Origin of the sequence: Planomonospora alba (assembly GCF_039534085.1) — a bacterium.
GTDB classification, from domain to species: Bacteria; Actinomycetota; Actinomycetes; order Streptosporangiales; family Streptosporangiaceae; genus Planomonospora_B; species Planomonospora_B alba.
This window is the reverse complement of the sequence record NZ_BAAAUT010000005.1, coordinates 134,662-150,617: the sequence shown is the minus strand read 5'-3', so window position 1 is coordinate 150,617 and position 15,956 is coordinate 134,662. Positions and strand designations below refer to the sequence as shown.

Sequence of the window (15,956 nt, the reverse complement as noted above, 5' to 3'; positions counted from 1 at the left end):
GACGATCTTCGGCGGGCCTCCGGCGCGACGGTCCGCCGGAGATCACGGAAGCGCGCCGGAGCATCGCTCAAGATCATGGATCGGTGGCGCCAGAGGGTCGCCGGAGGCGGCTCCTACACCGGGTTGCGAGACCGAAACTCCTCTCGCAGCGGAGCACTCGATGAGTACCGACCTTCACGAGACGACCGACCCGAGCCCTTCCTCGCCCCTGGACGTCGCCGAGCGCATCTTCCAACTCCTCGCCCGCGCTCCCGGCGGACTGACCGTCAACGGCGTCACGCTCCCCGACGAGCTGCCGCGGTGCCCGATCCCGCTCGGCGAACTGCGTGACCTGCTGGCGGGCCGCCCCCTGTCACCCGCGGCCCGGGACGCGGTCTGGCGTGACCTCGTCATCCGCGCCCGCCTGGACGGCTCGCAGTGGCTGGCCGCCGCGGTCGGCGTCGCCGTACCGGCGCTGCGGGACGTTGCCGGCCGGGTCCGCTGGGGCTACGCCACGGCCGATCCGGCGGACGTCGAGGCGCAGGTGTTGACGGCCTTCGTCGCCGCGGTGCGCACGGCCGACATCGACAGGCCCAGCATCCTGCCGCGCCTGTGCGAGGCGGCCCGGCGCGCCGGTGAACGCGCCCGGCGGGCCGCCGAGAGCGACCTCGCCTGGACCCTCTTCGCCGCAGAGGCCGAGACCACCGAAATCCCCGCGATCACTCCTTCCACCGCCTCCGGCGAGGCCGAGGAGGAGACACCCATGACTTCCGCGCGGAGCCGGATCAGCTCAGATCCGCAGCCCACCATCACCGAACCGAAAGGAGGCCGGGGCAACCCCACCGGCTCCGCGCGGAGCCCCTACAGCCCGACCGGCCGACCGCAGAGCCTCCCCGCCCGCCGCATCACCCCGGGAACGAGAGCGCGCCGGGAACGCCGTATGCGGCTGTCACGGCACGTCCTCCGCGCGCTGGTCGTCTCCGGCATCACCGTCGCCGTCCTGGCCGTCGCGGCGGTGGCGGTCCTCGCCGACGGCGGCACCACGCTCGCCGCGGCGACGCCGTCCGGCGGCACCCGCGCCGTGCGCGCACCCGCGAGCCCGGACCAGCTCGGCCAGGTCTTCGAGAACATGCGGAACTGGATCATCGGCCTGCTGGCCACGCTGGCGACGCTGATGCTGACCATCGGCGGCCTGCGCTACCTGGTGGCCGGGGGAGACCCCGGCGAGGTGCAGAAGGCCAAAGCCGCACTGAAGGCGGCGGCCATGGGCTACGCCCTGGCCGTACTGGCGCCGATCTTCGTCAGCATCCTCAAGCGCGTCGTGGGCGGGTGAGGGCGGTGACCTCCGCGACGCTCATCAGCGACCTGCTGTCCGCCCCCACGCCCTCGCCCTCTCCCGAACCCACGTCCTCGGGGGACAGCGGCCTCGGTCTCGACGTCGGAGACTGGATCGGCAGCCAGATCAACGACTGGTTCGCCGCCCTGGTCGCGCTAGCGATCCGGCCGCTGCTCGACATGCTCGCCACCTCCCTGCTCGCCACCCCCGGCATCGACGCCCACGGCAGGGTCGCCGACCTGTGGCGGGCCACCATGGTCATGGCCAACGGCGCCTTCGTCCTGTTCGTCGTCGCCGGCGGCGTGCTGGTCATGGGACACGAGACCGTCCAGACCCGGCACGCCCTCAAGGAGATCCTGCCCCGCCTCGTCCTGGCCTTCCTGACGGCCAACGCCAGCCTTCTGCTGACCAGCAAGGCCATCGAGATCAGCAACGCCCTCGCCCAGGCGGTGCTCGGCCAGGGGTTCGACGCACGCCGGGCCGCGAACGCGATCCGCTTCCTGATTCTCCAGCCCGGCGACACGGAGATCTTCTACATCCTGCTCGCCCTGGTGGCCGTGGTGCTGCTCGTCCTGCTGCTCATCACGTTCATGCTCCGGGTGGCCCTGACCACGCTGCTGGTGGTCGCCGCGCCGCTGGCCCTGTGCTGCCACGCCCTGCCGCAGACCGACGGCCTGGCGCGGCTGTGGTGGCGGGTCTTCTCCGGGCTGCTGCTCATCCAGCTCTGCCAGTCGCTGACGCTGGTCACGGCCGTGCGGGTCTTCTTCAACCAGGACGGGCAGGAGGCGGTGGGCCTGCGCTTCACCGGCCAGCTCTACAACCTCCTGCTCGCCCTCACCCTGCTGATCGTCCTGGTCCGCATCCCCGGCTGGGTGTCGCGGGCGATGTTCCTGCCCGCCGGGCGCGGGCTCGGCATGGTCCGGATCGTCAAGTACGCCCTGGCCTACAAGCTCACCAACCCGCTGCTGAACGTCCTGCACCTGCGCAAGGGCTCCGGCCGCGGAAGCGGCACGGCCAAGCGTGCCGTGGCCGGCGCACTGGCCGGAAAGGCCCTGCCCGCCCTTGCCGCGGGCCCCGCCGGTACGGCCGCCGCCGGCGTCGCCACGGCTGCGACGGCCGCCTCCGCCGCCCGCGGAGGCGCCGGACCCGTCAAGCACGCACCGGTCGCCGCCCGCCGCCCGATCCGCGCCGGCGACTGGGAGCCCGGACCCGTCAAACACGCTCCCAGCGCGCCGCCGGTCCAGGGCAAGTACCGCACGCCGCCCCGGCCGCAGAAGCCCGTCCCGCCGTCCACGCCCGTCTACGGCTACCCGCGCGAGAACTTCTACGCCGCCGGACCGGCCGGGCTGAACCAGATGCACCGGCTGCGCGCCCAGGGGACGTCCTCGCCCCTGCCTCCGCGCCGGGCGATCGAGCCCCCGCCGATCCCCGGTCGTCCGGTCCGGCCGATCGTCCCACCGAACGCCCCGATCCCCGGTTCGGCGGACTGGCCGGAGAACCCCGCGCGCCGCCGTACACCCCCACCGCCGCCGCCCGCGCAGGGTTCCGCCCGCAGGCGCACCCGCAAGAGGAAAGGAGGTGGCGGGCGATGAGCTGGAGTGAGGTCGTCCGCATCCCCGCCGACGTCGAACAGCCCGACAAGATCGTCTGGGGGTTCACCGCCCGGCAGGTCGTCATCCTCGCAGTGACCGGCGGGGCCCTCTACCTGGCGTACGTGACCTTCGGCGAGGAGATCCCGCCGGCCGCGCTCGGGGCGCTGGCCCTGCCGGTCGCGGTGCTGGGGATCCTGCTGGCCATCGGCACGCACGACGGGATCAGCCTGGACCGGTTCGCGCTCGCCGCGCTCCGGCACCAGCGCGCCCCCAAGCACCTGGTCACCGCCCCCGAGGACGTTCCCGCGCCTCCCGGGTGGATCGCCGCCAAGCCCGGCCCGCTGCCCGCGCCGCTCCGGCTCCCGGCGCGGGGCGTGGCCGGGGACGGCCTGCTCGACCTCGGGCCGGACGGGGTGGCCGCGATCGCCGAGGTCTCCACCGTCAGCTTCGCCCTGCGCACCCCGGAAGAGCAGGACGGTCTGGTCGCGGTCTTCGGCCGCTGGCTCAACTCGCTGTCCGGCCCGGTGCAGATCCTGGTCCGCGCCGAGCGCGTCGACCTGACCGAGACCGTCACGGCCCTGCACGACAGCGCCCGGCAGCTGCCGCACCCGGCGCTGGCCTCCGCCGCCCGCGAGCACGCCGCGTTCCTGTCCGAGTTGGCCACCCGGCACGAACTGCTCCGCCGCCAGGTCTTGCTGGTCGTCCGCGAGCCCGCCGTCGGCGGCAACGGCCGCGCCTCGGCCGCCGCGCGTGCCTACCGGCGGCTGGACGAGGCGGCCCGCCTGCTGGGAGGGTGCGGGATCACGGTCCGTCTGCTGGACGCCGCGGCCGTCACCGCGCTGCTGGCCTCCTGCTTCGACCCGACCGCCCCGCCATTGCCCGCTGACGGGCCGGCCGCTGACGACGCGGTCATCGGCAGGGGAGGCCGCCGATGAGACTCCGCCTGCGCCGTACCGGCTCGGCGCCCTCGAGGATCGGGCCGGACGCGGTCGAGGTCCAGCCGCGCCGCCTGCGCGTCGGCGGTGGTGTCTGCGCCACCCTCGCCGTCACCGGCTACCCGCGCGAGGTCGCGCCCGGCTGGCTGGAACCGCTGCTCGCCTACCCCGGACGGCTGGACGTGTCGGTCCACGTCGAGCCCGTTCCCTCGCTGGTCGCCTCCGACCGGCTCCGCAAACAGCTCGCCCGGCTGGAGTCCGGGCTGCGCGCCGACCACGAGCACGGCCGCCTGCTCGACCCGGGCGCCGAGGCCGCTGCCGAGGACGCCCAGGAACTGGCGTCCCGGATCGCCCGGGGCCAGGCCAAGCTGTTCCGCGCCGCGATCTACCTCACCGTCCACGCCGCCTCGGAGGAGGAACTCGACGACGCCTGCGCCCAGGTCCGCGCCCTGGCCGCCTCGCTGCTGCTGGACGCCCGCCAGGTGACCTTCCGGCAACTGCAGGGCTGGGTCAGCGGCCTGCCGTTCGCCTACGACAACCTGGGCATGCGGCGCACCTTCGACACCCCGGCGCTGGCTGCGGCCTTCCCCTTCACCAGCCCGGACCTGACCGCCGAGCTCGGGCCGACCGCGGTGCTGTACGGGGCCAACACCGCCAGCGCGTCCCTGGTCGCCTGGGACCGGTTCGCCCAGGACAACCACAACTCGGTGATCCTCGCCCGGTCCGGGGCGGGCAAGTCCTACCTGGCCAAACTGGAGGCGCTGCGCTCGCTGTACGTCGGCGTCGAGGTCGCCGTCATCGACCCCGAGGACGAGTACGCCCGGCTGTGCGCGGCCGTCGGCGGCGCCTACCTCCACCTGGGCGCGCCCAAGGTCCGGCTCAACCCCTTCGACCTGCCGCCCAGGGGCCAGCGTGACGGCGACCCGCTCACCCGCCGCGCGCTGTTCCTGCACACCCTGATCGCGGTCATGCTCGGCGAACCGCTCGACAAGGCCGGCAAGGCCGCGCTGGACCGGGGCATCATCGCCGCCTACCGGCAGGCCGGGATCACCATCGAGCCGCGCACCTGGAGCCGGCGCCCACCGCTCATGCGGGACCTGGTGACCGCGCTCACCGGTGACGACGATCCCAAGGCGCACGAGCTGGCCGCCGGGCTCGCGCCGTACGTCACCGGCAGCCACCGCCGGCTCTTCGACGGGCCGACCACCACCCGGCCCGACTCCCACCTGATCGTCTTCTCCCTGCGGGACCTGCCGGAGGAACTCAAGGCGGTCGGCACGCTCCTGACCCTGGACGCGGTCTGGCGGCGCGTCTCCGACCCCCGGAACCGGCGGCCCCGCCTGGTCGTGGTCGACGAGGCGTGGCTGCTCATGCGCGACCCCGAGGGCGCGAAGTTCCTGCTGCGCATGGCCAAGGCCGCCCGCAAGCACTGGGCCGGCCTATCGGTCGTCACCCAGGACGCCGCCGACCTGCTCGGCTCCGAGATCGGCCAGGCGGTCATCGCCAACTCCACCACCCAGATCCTGCTCAAACAGGCACCCCAGACGATCGACCGGGTCGCCGACGCCTTCCACCTGTCCGACGGCGAACGGCAGCTGCTGCTGTCGGCCGAACGCGGCACCGGCCTGCTCACCGCGGGAGCCGGAGCCCAGCGGGTCCCGCTCCAGGTGATCGCCAGCCGCCGCGAACACGACCTGGTCACCAGCGATCCGCAGGAACTGGCCGGCCTCAACTGCGAGGAGGACGACCTGTGACCACGCCGATCGTGTCAGTCAGTCGCAGGCCAGTAATCGAGCGTCTCCTCGCGCGGCAGCAGGTACCCGCAGGATCGCCGCTCAGGGACGGCACCCGGCGTCTGCTCGGTCTCCTCCCCGTAGGTCTCGAAACCGACCAGCGCCCGCCGGAACCGGACGACTCCGTAAACCCGGCGGGCCAGGGACACCAGCCAGTCGTCGAGTGGCCGCCGCCATGCCAACGAGGACGGCTCGTCGTCCTCGTTGAAGGGGAAGGCGCCCACGCGCCGATCTGTCCGTCCCAGCGCCTCCAGCGGCAGGTAGAAGATCAGCCAGCTCGTTCCGTCATCGAAACGGCTGACGAGCGCGCCGCACACGCATGTTCTGCCTGCGGGAGGGCGGGTCAGCCCGTACAGGTGGCCGGTGGGGAGCCCGGATTCCAGCGCGTACGGCACCTGCCCGGCGGGTTCGCGATCGCGTGCCGTGTGGAACCCGTCGAGCGTCGCGGCATCCCGGATGACCTCCAGACCCTTCAGCAAGGGGCCGTCGGCCGTGCCCGCGAACTCCATCGCGAGCTCGTAGAAGCCGCCGCGCCAGTTCTCCTCGTCCGTGAAGGAAGAGGGATCGTCCATCATCGTTCACCTGCTCATTCGTCTGTGCGGCGGGTACCGGCCGTACCCGGCCGCCGGTGCGTCGTGCAGCCGGGCCACTTGCTCCCGAGCCAGCGGAGACAGCAGTCGGCCGGAATCCAGCTCGGCTGGCAGCGGCGACCCCTGGGCCATCCGGCCATCCTCCCCGATCATCGCCGGGGCGGTGAAGCGCGATGATCCACGATCTGCTCACCGATCCCGGTACCGTCCTGGACGGGCTGATCACCTGGTTGTCGGTGCACGTCGGGCAGCTGATCGGCTGGCTGGTGGCCGCCGAGGTCGCCGCGGTGCTCGGGCGGTCCGTGACCGTACGGCTCCGCCACCGGCGGCTCGCCCGCGGTGCCCGCTGTGTGGAGATCCTCGCCCCGCCCGTCGCCGACATGCCGGGTGCCGAGGCGCTGTGGGGCAACCTCATCGGGCTGCTCCGGCCGGCCTGGAAACGGATCCTGTTCGGACAGCCCCATCTGGCCTTCGAGTACGTCTTCAGCGCCGCCGGGGTGCGCATCCGGCTCTGGGTCCCCGGCGTCGTCCCGCAGCACCTGGTGGAACACGCGGTCGAGGCCGCCTGGCCGTCAGCGCGCACCGCCGTACAGAAAGCGGCGCCGCCCGTGCCGCTCACCGGCCGCTCCCACGGCGGGCAGCTGAGGATCGCCCGCAGCGAGCGGCTGCCGATCCGGCACGACCACGACACCGACCCCTTGCGGGCGCTCGTGGGCGCGGCCGTGGGGATGCCGACCTGGCAGCACGCCGCCGTGCAGATCCTCGCCCGCCCCGCGACCGGCCGCCGTCTCACGCACTTCGCCACCGCCGGCCCGGTGTGGCTGGTACGCGGCCTGCTCGACCTGCTGACCCCGGGACCGCTGCACTCGCGCCTGCACCCCCAGCACCTGCGCCAGCACGCGCAGGACCGCGCGCTCCAGCTGCAGGAATCAGCCGAAGCACGCGCCATCAGGGACAAGGCGCTGCAACCGCGCTACGCCGTGACGGTCCGCTACGCCGTACAGGCCGACGAACCGTCCGCCGCCGACGACAAGGTCGCGCACGCCGCCCGCCGCAACGCGATCCGGGGACGCGCCCACGCGATCGCCTCGGCCTTCGCCCTCTACGCGGGACACAACCGGCTGGAGCGCCACCGGCTGCCCTGGCCCGCCGCCCAGCTCGCCGGCCGCCGCCTCGGCCGCGGGTTCCTGCTCTCGGTGCCGGAACTCGCGACCTTGGCACACCTGCCGCTGGACGCTGCGGTCCCGGGACTGCAGCGGGCGGGCGCCAACAGCGTCCCGCCGTCCCCGGCCATCGCCTACGGCGGAGCGAACGCCAAGGTCCTCGGGTTCGCCGACTCCGGTCACGAGCGGCCCGTCGCCCTGCGCGTGGCGGACTCCTGCCACCACGTGCACATCCTCGGCCCGAACGGCACCGGCAAGTCCACGCTGCTGGCCCAGATGATCCTGTCCGACATCCAGGCCGGGCGCGGAACGGTGGTCATCGAGGCCAAGGGCGACCTGATCAGCGACCTGCTCGGCCTGATGCCCCAGACGGCAGGGGATCGGGTCGTGCTGATCGACCCCGACGACCGCCACGCCCGCCCGTCGCTCAACGTCCTCGGCGGGGCCGAGCTGGACATGGGCGTGGACAACCTCGTCGGCATCTTCCACAAGATCTACGCCGACTACTGGGGACCGCGCACCGACGACATCCTGCGTGGCTGCGCCCTCACCCTGGCCCGGCACAAGGGCACGCTCGCCGACGTCCCCACGCTGCTCATCGACGCCGAGTACCGGCGCCGGCTCGTGGCGGGACTGCGCGATCCACTGCTGCTGGGCTTCTGGCACTGGTACGAGAACCTGTCCGACTCGGCCAAGGCCCACGTCACCAGCCCGATCATGAACAAGCTCCGGGCGTTCCTGCTCCGGCCGTTCGTCCGCGACGTGCTCGGCTCGGCCCGCTCCACCTTCGACCCGGGCGCGGTGCTCGACGGCGGGATCCTGCTGGTGCGGCTGCCCAAGGGCGTGCTGGGAGACGACAGCGCCCGCCTGCTCGGCTCCATGGTCCTGGCCCAGGTCTGGCAGGCCGCCTCGCACCGGGCCAAACTCGGCCGCGCCCGGGCGCACGCCGCGCTCTACGTCGATGAGGCGCACAATTTCCTCACCCTGCCGCACGCACTGAGCGACATGCTCGCCGAGGCCCGCGCCTACCGGCTCTCGCTGGTCCTGGCCCACCAGCACCTCGCCCAGATGCCCCGCGACCTGCGGCAGGCGATCTCCTCCGACGCGCGCAACAAGGTGTACTTCTCGCTCTCGCCGGAGGACGCCCGCGAGGTCGAACACCACTTCGCGCCCTATCTGCGCGCCCACGACCTGGCCAATCTCGGCGCCTTCCAGGCCGCCGCCCGGCTCATGTCGCGCTCGGCCGAGGCGCCTCCCTTCACCCTGCGCACGCGGCCCCTGCCCGAGCCCTCACGCGAGGTAGCCGACCGGATCAGAGCCGCGGCGGCCAAGGCGTACGGCCGTACCGCCGCCGCGCCCGCATCCCGGCCGGACGATCCCCGGCTCCGCCACGACGACCCCCGGCTCCACCACTGAGTCACCGAAGGAGGATCCCGATGTCCACATCCCGCTTCACTCCCGCCGTGCTCGCCCAGCTCGCCGCCCGGCTGACCGCACGCGACCGGCGGCTGCTCCGGATGGTCAAGGAGCAGCGTGTCCTGACCGCGCCCCAGATCGCGCGGATCGCCTTCGACACCGACGACGCCGCCCGCAAGCGCCTGCTCGCCCTGCACCACATGGGCGTGCTGGACCGCTTCCGGCCCAACCTGCCACCCGGCATGGGCACCGCCCCCTACCACTACGTGCTCGGACCGGCCGGCGCCGCCGTACTGGCCTCCGAGGACGGCGTGGACCCAGGAGCGTACGGCTACCGCCGCGACCGCGTGCTGGCGATCGCCTACAGCCAGCGTCTGTCCCACACCGTCGGCACCAACGGCTTCGGTGCCGGCCTGTACGGCTTCGCCCGGCGGCACGCGACCGCCGAGCTGGTCACCTGGTGGGCGGAGAACCGGTGCGCGTCCCTGTGGGGCGACACCGTCCGCCCGGACGCCTACGGGCGCTGGCGCGAGGACGAGCACACCGTCGACTTCTTCCTCGAATACGACACCGGCAGCGAATCGCTGGAGCGGGTGGTGCGCAAACTGGACGGCTACGCGGCTCTCGCGGAGGCCACGCAGGTCGTCACGCCGGTGCTCTTCTGGGTTCAGGGCGAGCGGCGCGAGGCGAACCTGCGGCGCAAGCTCGTCCACCACCCCGCCCACATCTTCGTCCCCATCGCCACCGGCAACCCGTCGGTCGCCGCAGGCCCGGTGGACGACGGCCCGGCGGGAGAGAAGTGGCTGCCCTCCGACACCGACGGTCCCCGCCTGCGTCTGGCCGAACTCGCCCTGTACTGGCCCGGCCTCGGATCCCGTACGGCCACCGCCCCGCAGGCCGCTCCGCTGCCGGAGGACGACGAGTGATCATCGAAGCAGGGCTGGGCGTCAAAGCCCTGATCGCGGGCGGGGGCATCGTCACGGGCATCGCGCTGCTCGCCGGGATGACCGGCGGCGCCAAGGTCGCCGTGACCTCGGCCGACCGGGCCGAGCTCGCCGCCGCCGTCTGCGCCTACACCGACCGTCCGCGCCCCGCAACAGAGGCATCCTCCACCCGTCGCCCTCCACGGTCGGAGACGGCCAGGGCCGGGGAGACCAGCGGTCTGGACCGTGAGCAGCTGGCCCATGCCCGGATCATCGTGGACACGGCCGCCGAGATGGGACTGCCCGAGCGCGCCGCCGTCATCGGCGTCGCGACGGCGCTTCAGGAGTCGCACCTGAGGAACGACGTGGTGGGCGACCACGGGACGGCCTTCGGCATCTTCCAGCAGCGTCCCGTGAGCGGCTGGGGGACCAAGGCCCAGGTGACGGACCCGCGCTACGCCGCCCGGAAGTTCTTCTCCGTGCTGGTCACGGTGGAGGACTGGCAGACCGAGCCGCTGACCGTGGCGGCGCAGACCGTGCAGAACTCCGCCTTCCCGGACGCCTACGCCGAGCACGAGGACCGGGCCGTGGAGGTCGTCGCCGCGCTCCGGCCGCCTGGGGGATGGGTGCAGACGGCTTCCCGGCCACGGAGCGCGCCGGCGGCTGAGAAGTCCGCCGAGGAACTCGGACTGACCGCGGCGGACCTGTCGGCCGTGCGATCCAGCATCGAGACCGCCGGCTCCCTCGGAATCGACCGGAAGGCGGTGGTGGCCGACATCGCCTACGCCCTGCACGACGCGGGCCGGGGCGGTGCACCGCCCACCGATCCCGGAAAAGCCCGTAGGCAAGCGGAGAGGATCGTTTCCGTGGTCGCCGGGGACCTCTGCCGCGAACTGGCGGGCGAGTTCTCCGAGGACACCGGTCAGACGGAGGGCACGGGCAAGGGCCTGAAGGGCGCATCCGCACGCGCCATGACAGCCGTGCGAGCAGCTTTGAAGATGCTCGGCGTGCCGTACTCCTGGGGTGGGGGAGGAGCGGGCGGCGCCAGCTTCGGCATCGGCAGGGGCGCCAGGACCAAGGGCTTCGACTGCTCAGGGCTCGTCCAGTACGCCTGGGCCGAGGCCGGCGTCCCCATCCCCAGGGTCACCTACGCCCAGTGGAACCACGGCACCCGCATCCGCGGCACCATCCGCCCCGGCGACCTGGTGTTCTACGAGACGGACCCGAGAGTCCCGGGTCCGGATCACGTCGGACTCGCCGTATCCGCCACCAAGATGATCCATGCTCCACGCACCGGAACGGTTATCCGCATCGACCCTGTGCGGCGATCGGGATACATGGGGGCGGTGCGAATGAATTAGAGGGATATCGTGCAGGGCTTCCTTGCGCGAGGAGGCTAAGCGAAAGGTTGAGCGGGCGTTTTCCCAGCTCACGGCATTAAGGCTACGCTGCCAGCCCGTACAGATCCTGTTTTAGGGCACGCTCTCGCGTACTGGCTTCAGGAATTCTTTTTAGGGCAACACCACGCTTGGTCGGCGAATTTCCGGGAGATTTATCTCTCGCGGTGCGCCATGTAAGCCATCCTGTCAGCCCTGCGGCCATGAGGAGGAAGGTGACTTGAGACGGGGTCGGCGCCTCATCGAACCCGGCGGCGGCAGCGGCGGCGGCCGAGGAGCTCGATGCGAAGGCGACATGGAGGGGCCGTATCTGCCTTGGCCGCCTCTTCCGGCGACGCGCACGACCACCCATGAGCATAGATATACCCCATGGATGATCTCCTCGCGAGGGAGATCGAAGTTTCAGCGATCAGATCTCGTCAACGTGGTTGCCAGCCATCGGATGCTGCAGCGCGTACGCTGGACGTGACCGCTCTCACCGTTTTCTTGGTCGATTGCGATGAGTAGGTCAGGGGGCCGGTTCGTTCGCGAGCCGGCCCCTCTCGTCAGCGCTCCGTCACGCGTTCGGCTCGTCTGCCATGTAGGCCTGGAGCAGGGCGAAGCCCGGCATGCCCTCGTGCGGCCGGATGCCCACGGTGAACACCTCAGGGTCCTCGAAGACGGGTTCACCGCTGGGGCGGCGGGCGTAGGCGACCCGGCCGTAGTCCACGCCCTCGCCGCGGTCGCAGCTCATCCAGGTGATCGCCTCCTGCTCGCCCTCGCGCAGGGGATGGTTCGACACCGCCCGCACGGAGACCGTGCTCGGCGGGGTGAACACCCACACCTGCGGTACGGCCAGCACCCAGCGCGTGGCTGCGATCTCGTGCGCCTTGGCGGCGGCCCGCGCCTCGAACGCGGCAGCGGCCGGCTCGTCGCGCAGGTAGTCGTAGTCGCTGAGCACGAGCCTGCGCTCACCGTCTAGGGCCACGATGGCCGGACAGTCACGGGCGACGATGCTCTTCTCCAGTCGGTCGACCACGTCGAAGAGGAGGGCCGTCGTCTCGTCGTTCATGTCGCTCCCTCCGCTCCCGGACATCCGCTGCCGACATCGAACCATCATCCGACGGGATACGTGACCAGAGCATGAGATCCCGGTTCACCGCCGCCCGCCTGTCCACGGATGCCGTTCGGATACGGCGCTTCCGCGCTTTCCCCCTCCGTGCCCCGCTCAGCGCTCCGGGAGCCGCCGGGCGCGTGGTGATCTGGTCGCTCGCGCTGGCGCTGCCGCTGGCCGGGTGCAGCGGCGGTCCCATGTCGCAGGGGGAGTTCGAGGACCGCGCCCGCGAGGTGGCCGGGCGCTGGCACGGCTCGGCGGCCGACCGCGCGTGGCGCGAGGGCTTCGTGCCGCTGGAGCACCCGGAGGCGGCCTCGGACTGGAAACGGCTGCCCGCCTGGGCGAACCGGAGCGACCACAACGGCGCCTGGAGTCTGGACGTCGACCTGCCCGCGGAGACCCCGCCCGCCCGGCGGCTGCAATGGCCGGACGGCTCGGCCCTGACGGTTCCGCTGGTCACGGCGGCGCAGGCGTACGCGGAGGTCAGCAAGCCGGCCGGCCTCATCGAGGACGACTGTCCGCCCGCCGGGTGCCGGAAGCTGCACGTGACCGGCGTGGAGCTCGTTGACGTGCCGGTGCGCACCAACCGGGGGACGGTCCAGGTGCCCGCCTGGCGCTTCACGCTGAAGGGCCTGACGGCGCGCTTCGTGCGCATCGCCGTCCACCCGTCGGCGATCACCCCGCGCCCGGCGGCGCAGGGCGGCGGCGAGCATGAGGAGGTGACGGCGTTCGACCCCGTCCCCGGCAGGGAGCGGGAGCTGCTGCTGCGCTACCTGCACGGAGCCTGCGACCGCACGTACGGTGCCCGCGCCTACGAGACCCGCGACCTGGTGGTGGTCGACGTGGACGTCGAGCCCACCGGCGACGGGCCGTGCCCTGCGATAGGCAAGATCGACCAGGTCACCGTGACGCTCGACGCGCCTCTCGGGGACCGGCTCCTGCTCGACGCCGGGGGCGGGCTGCCGGTGCTGCCCGGCGTGCCGGCATCGCGCTGAGGGCCTCGCCGTACCGGTGGCGTGGAAGACCGAGGGGCACGAGGAGCCAGTGACTTCCCGCCGTGTGGCTCCCGGCAGCAGAGCCGGGAGCCACACGGCGTGGTCTCATGCCGCGGGGACCGGCACCGGCCGGTCGAGGACCTGCTCCAGCAGGCGGAGGGTCTCGCGGTCCAGGTCGTCGAAGCCACCGGTCACCGCCCGCAGCAGGTTCCGCTCGGCCCGGCAGGCGCCGCGGACCTTCTGCCCGTGGTGGGTGTAGGTGTTCACCGCCTGCATGACGCCCCAGCCGGTGCCCGCCCACGGCGCCACCCGGTCGTCGTGGCGCCAGAGCCGCTGCAGGTTCTCCCGCTTGTTGGCGGCCAGCGTCCAGGACCGTCCCCGCTCCTCGGGCAGGGGCGCGAACGCGTCCAGGAACGACCGCCACTGCCGGTCGCTGACGTCGGTCTCGCACAGCCGCCTGACCTGCGCGGAGAAGTCGTCGGCCACTTGGTGGACGATGCTGAGCGCGTCCCTGGCCTCCTCCAGCCGGAGCTTCGAGTACTTCGAGTGCTTGATCTTCACCTGCTGGCCGCGCTCGGCCAGGCCGGCCGCCATCGTGTTGTCGCAGACCACGTTCGTGACGGCCCGCTTGAAGGTCGTGGCCAGCGACCCGTCGAACGACGTCGCCCCGAACAGGTGCGGCCGGAACTCCACGCCCTCCGGCGTGCGGATGGTCTCCGGCACCTCCACCGAGACCCAGGCGACCGCGCCGCCGCGCAGCAGGCCCGCAGAGCCGATCGACAGGTCGTCGTCGAGCAGGCGGCCGATGGTGGTGATGAGCCACTCCACGTAGGGATGCGGCTCGTAGCCGTCGGAGAAGATCCCCATCACGTGTCCGGTGTCGCTGCGCACGATCGCCTGCCGCTCGGGGATCTCGGCCAGGCCGCCGGTGACCGGGTCCTCCACGTAGATCGGCCGGGACAGAGCCTCCCAGCCGAACAGGCGGCGCTTGACGTCCTCCACGGGGATCGGGCCGGGGTAGTGGTTCGGCTCCGTACCCTGCAAGCCGGCCCGGTAGTGCCAGGCGGTCCCGCGCTTGTCGGTGAAGCCGATCAGGGTGTTGGCGTTCAGCCAGGACAGGGTCTCCTTCGACATGTGTCTTCCCTCCAGACATGAAGAAAGGCACCGGTCCGTCCGGTGCCCAAGGCTGTCGATTCGGTACGGCCGCCGCCCGCGAGGCGGGGCGGGCGGCGGCTCCTCGTGGTCTTACGGCCAGTCGCCCCGCCACAGGGCGAGCGCCTCCCGGATGTCGTCCCGGCCGGGCAGGTCCGCGCCGCGCAGGTCGGTGATCGTCCACGCCACCCGCAGCACCCGGACGTACGACCCGGTGCTCAGCACGCCGGCGTTCAGGGCGTCGTCGAGCGGATCGAGCGCACCGGGAGCGGTCCGGAAGACGGTCCGCAGCTCCAGGAGCGGAATCTCGGCGTTGGTGCTCCACGGCGTACCGGCCAGGCGGGCGGCGGCGCGCTCCCGTGCCGCCGCGACGCGCTCGGCGACGGCCGCGCTGGACTCACCCGGCACGCCGCTCAGGAACTCCGCCCGGCTCGGCCGCTCCACCCGGGTACGGATCTCGACCCGGTCCAGCGGCCCGGCCAGCCGGGCCAGGTAGCGCCGTCTGGCCACGGGCGTGCACGCGCAGGACGGCGTCTCGCACGGGCACGGCGGTGAGGCGAGGACCAGGGCGAAGCGTGCCGGGTAGCGGATCGTCGCGTCCCCTCGGGAGATGACCACCTCGCCGGCCTCCAGCGGGTGGCGCAGGCCGTGCAGGACCGTGGACGGGAACTCGGCGGCATCTTCCATGAACAGCACCCCGCGGTGTGCCAGGGAGACGGTTCCCGGGCGGAGCGCGCCGAAGATCGCCGCCGGTGTGCTGGTGTGGTGCGGGCTGACCAGCGGAGGCTGGGTGACGGCAGGCTGGTCAGAGTCGAGGTGGCCCGCCACCGAGTAGATCTCGCTGACCTCGCGCGCCGCCTCCTCCTCCAGCGGCGGCAGGATCGTGGGCAACCGCTCGGCGAGCATCGCGGCCGGGCTCCCGTACGGTGCCCGCAGGAACAGGTGGTGCCCACCGGCCGCGGCGATCTCCAGCGCCCGGCGCGCCGCCGGATTGCCCGCCACGTCGGCGAGATCCACCGGGCTGCCGGACGGACGCCACCCGGCCGGAGGGGAGGAACGGGCGTGTCCCTCCAGCTCTCCGGCACGCAGCCACCCGGCCAGCCGGGCCAGGTCGCGGACCGGGACCACCGTCACGCCGGGGACCTGGGCGGCCTCACCGGCGTTCCCCTCCGGGACCACGACACGGGACAGCCCGGCGGCGACGGCGGCGCGGATCATCGGCAGCACGCCCCGGACCGGGCGGACCGTCCCGTCCAGACCCAGTTCACCGAGAAGGACCCAGCGGGCGAGACCGGCGGCGGGGACGGCACCGGACGCGGCCAGCAGTGCCACCGCGATCGCGAGATCACCGGCGCTGCCCCGCTTGGGCAGGCCGGCCGGGAGCACGTTCACCGTGGCGCGCGACTCCGGCCAGGCGAGCCCGCTGTTGACGACCGCCGCACGGACCCGGTCGCGGGCCTCCCAGGTGGACGTCTCCGCCAGACCCATCAGATGGAGCCCGGGCAGGCCGTCGGTCACGTCGGCCTCGACCTGGAGCAGGTGACCGGTCAAGCCGACCACGGTGGCGGCGTGGACGGACGCGAATCCCACGC

12 protein-coding genes are annotated in these 15,956 nt (G+C 72.7%); 8 read left to right on the top strand and 4 right to left on the bottom strand.

Annotation, left to right across the window (positions count from 1 at the left end; all coding sequences use genetic code 11):
- Positions 1-160: 160 nt before the first annotated feature.
- From ABD823_RS04470 to ABD823_RS04455, 4 genes are read left to right on the top strand one after another with little or no spacing between them, the layout of a single operon-like run.
- On the top strand, positions 161-1,312 hold the full coding sequence (locus tag ABD823_RS04470) for a hypothetical protein (protein ID WP_344856177.1): 1,152 nt from the start codon (positions 161-163) through the stop codon (positions 1,310-1,312).
- A 5-nt stretch (positions 1,313-1,317) separates the two neighbouring features.
- Positions 1,318-2,907 carry a TrbL/VirB6 family protein gene (locus tag ABD823_RS04465; RefSeq protein WP_344856175.1) on the top strand — a complete coding sequence of 530 codons (1,590 nt, stop codon included), beginning with the start codon at positions 1,318-1,320 and terminating at the stop codon, positions 2,905-2,907.
- Positions 2,904-3,842 (top strand): PrgI family protein, encoded by a 939-nt coding sequence (locus tag ABD823_RS04460; RefSeq protein WP_344856173.1) that lies wholly within the window; start codon positions 2,904-2,906, stop codon positions 3,840-3,842. The genes ABD823_RS04465 and ABD823_RS04460 overlap by 4 nt, the downstream gene beginning before the upstream one ends.
- On the top strand, positions 3,839-5,596 hold the full coding sequence (locus ABD823_RS04455) for a VirB4 family type IV secretion system protein (RefSeq protein ID WP_344856171.1): 1,758 nt from the start codon (positions 3,839-3,841) through the stop codon (positions 5,594-5,596). The genes ABD823_RS04460 and ABD823_RS04455 overlap by 4 nt, the downstream gene beginning before the upstream one ends.
- 14 nt (positions 5,597-5,610) lie before the next feature.
- Here ABD823_RS04455 and ABD823_RS04450 read toward each other — a convergent pair whose 3' ends face one another.
- The gene (locus ABD823_RS04450; RefSeq protein ID WP_344856169.1) at positions 5,611-6,210 is read right to left on the bottom strand and encodes a hypothetical protein; all 600 of its coding nucleotides are present in this window, start codon (positions 6,208-6,210) and stop codon (positions 5,611-5,613) included.
- Between the two features lie 188 nt (positions 6,211-6,398).
- Here ABD823_RS04450 and ABD823_RS04445 point away from each other — a divergent pair, with 188 nt between their 5' ends.
- From ABD823_RS04445 to ABD823_RS04435, 3 genes are read left to right on the top strand one after another with little or no spacing between them, the layout of a single operon-like run.
- Positions 6,399-8,804 carry a type IV secretory system conjugative DNA transfer family protein gene (locus ABD823_RS04445; protein ID WP_344856167.1) on the top strand — a complete coding sequence of 802 codons (2,406 nt, stop codon included), beginning with the start codon at positions 6,399-6,401 and terminating at the stop codon, positions 8,802-8,804.
- A gap of 20 nt (positions 8,805-8,824) precedes the next feature.
- Complete coding sequence (locus tag ABD823_RS04440) at positions 8,825-9,730, top strand: replication-relaxation family protein (RefSeq protein WP_344856165.1); 906 nt, start codon at positions 8,825-8,827, stop codon at positions 9,728-9,730.
- Positions 9,727-11,088: a C40 family peptidase gene (locus tag ABD823_RS04435; RefSeq protein ID WP_344856163.1), complete on the top strand. Its 1,362-nt coding sequence runs from the start codon at positions 9,727-9,729 to the stop codon at positions 11,086-11,088. Before ABD823_RS04440 ends, ABD823_RS04435 begins: the two co-directional genes overlap by 4 nt.
- A 592-nt stretch (positions 11,089-11,680) precedes the next feature.
- Here the strand turns inward: ABD823_RS04435 and ABD823_RS04430 are convergent.
- Complete coding sequence (locus tag ABD823_RS04430) at positions 11,681-12,175, bottom strand: hypothetical protein (RefSeq protein WP_344856161.1); 495 nt, start codon at positions 12,173-12,175, stop codon at positions 11,681-11,683.
- Between the two features lie 182 nt (positions 12,176-12,357).
- On the opposite strand from ABD823_RS04430, the gene ABD823_RS04425 reads away from it, so the two are divergent.
- On the top strand, positions 12,358-13,212 hold the full coding sequence (locus ABD823_RS04425) for a hypothetical protein (RefSeq protein WP_344856159.1): 855 nt from the start codon (positions 12,358-12,360) through the stop codon (positions 13,210-13,212).
- Positions 13,213-13,317: 105 nt separating this feature from the next.
- Here the strand turns inward: ABD823_RS04425 and ABD823_RS04420 are convergent, their stop codons facing one another.
- Both ABD823_RS04420 and ABD823_RS04415 read right to left on the bottom strand, forming a co-directional pair.
- A complete protein-coding gene (locus ABD823_RS04420) occupies positions 13,318-14,346 on the bottom strand; it encodes a DUF932 domain-containing protein (RefSeq protein ID WP_344856157.1) in 1,029 nt (342 codons plus the stop codon).
- 111 nt (positions 14,347-14,457) lie between these two features.
- The gene (locus ABD823_RS04415) at positions 14,458-15,954 is read right to left on the bottom strand and encodes a YifB family Mg chelatase-like AAA ATPase (RefSeq protein ID WP_344856155.1); all 1,497 of its coding nucleotides are present in this window, start codon (positions 15,952-15,954) and stop codon (positions 14,458-14,460) included.
- Between the last annotated feature and the right edge of the window lie 2 nt (positions 15,955-15,956).